1 protein-coding gene is annotated in these 1,465 nt (G+C 70.6%); it reads left to right on the top strand.

Annotated elements, in window-relative coordinates:
- Nucleotides 1–172 precede the first annotated feature (172 nt).
- On the top strand, nucleotides 173–1,126 hold the full coding sequence (locus tag C3Y15_RS31385; protein ID WP_011883272.1) for a LysR substrate-binding domain-containing protein: 954 nt from the start codon (nucleotides 173–175) through the stop codon (nucleotides 1,124–1,126).
- Nucleotides 1,127–1,465: the final 339 nt, after the last annotated feature.

Here is a 1,465-nt window from a genome sequence, read left to right as displayed (position 1 = left end):
CGAGGGGAGGAGAATCCGGCATTTTACCATCGGCGCGGGCCGGGGCCGGCCGAACCGGTCGGGCCGAGCGTGGCGGCGTCCGGCCGCGTGCGACCGACTGCGGCCGAGTGCGGCCGGCGGCCGGTAGAATGCTCGCTTCTCCCCGACCCGCCGCCCGCCGCGCCCGATCCGCATGGAACTGAAATGGCTCGAAGACTTCGTTTCGCTCGCGGAAACGCGCAGCTTTAGCCGGTCGGCCGAGTTGCGCCACGTGTCGCAGCCGGCTTTCTCGCGGCGCATCCAGGCGCTCGAGGCGTGGCTCGCGACCGAGCTGATCGACCGCTCGGTCTATCCGACGCGGCTCACGCAAGCCGGCCAGATCTTCTACGAACAGGCGCTGACGATGCTGTCGCAGGCGCACGAGGCGCGCACGCTGCTGCGCGGTCACGTCGGCGCGCCGGTGCCCACGATCGAGTTCGCGGTGCCGCACACGCTGTCGCTCACGTATTTCCCGCGCTGGCTGCAGCGGATCGAGGCGAAGATGGGGCAGGTCCACACGCGGCTGCGCGCGCTGAACGTGCACGACGCGGTGCTGTCGCTCGTCGAAGGCGGCTGCGATCTCGTGATGGGCTATCACCATCCGAGCCACCCGGTCGCGCTCGATCCGGCGCGCTACGACATGCTGGTGCTCGGCAGCGAGCCGATCAGCGCGTTTTCCGCGCCGGCGCGCGCGGGCCGGCCGCGCTACACGCTGCCGGGCACCGCCGAGGCGCGCGTGCCGTACCTGTCGTATACGCCGAACGCGTATCTCGGCCGGATGACCGAAGTGATCGTGGCGAATGCGCCGACGCCGCTGTTCCTCGATCGCGTGTACGAAACCGACATGGCCGAAGGGCTGAAGGCGATGGCGCTCGCGGGCCACGGCGTCGCGTTCCTGCCGCACAGCGCGGTCGAGGACGCGATCGCGAGCGGCAGCCTGATCCGCCTCGACCGCTCGGCGCGCGGCGGCACGCATCCGTTCACGCTGACGATGGATATCCGCCTCTACTGCGACAAGCTCGCGCTGCAGGGCGACGACCCGCGCCAGAAGCTGGTTCGGGCGCTGTGGGAAGTCGTGCGCGACGAGCTGCGTGAAACGGCTGGGTGAGGGCTGGTTGACGGTCGATTGACGGCGGACATGGGGCCGGCTGACGGCCGGGATGACCGAGACGACCAACGGTCGCGCAATCGTCGACCATCGACAGCCGACAGCCGACAGCCGACAGCCGACAGCCGACAGCCGACAGCCGACCGCCGACCGCCGACCGCCGACCGCCGACCGCCGACCGCCGACCGCCAAGCGCCAAGCGCCAAGCGCCAAGCGCCAAGCGCCAAGCGCCAAGCGCCCAAGCGCCCAAGCGCCCAAGCGCCCAAGCGCCCAAGCGCCCAAGCGCCCAAGTGCCCAAGTGCCCAAGTGCCCAAGTGCCCAAGTGCCCAAGTGCCCAAG

This window comes from Burkholderia sp. B10, from assembly GCF_004368385.1.
Taxonomy (GTDB): Bacteria; Pseudomonadota; Gammaproteobacteria; order Burkholderiales; family Burkholderiaceae; genus Burkholderia; species Burkholderia vietnamiensis.
Note: the sequence above shows the minus strand (reverse complement) of the source record. Positions and strands in the feature narration are given on the sequence as shown.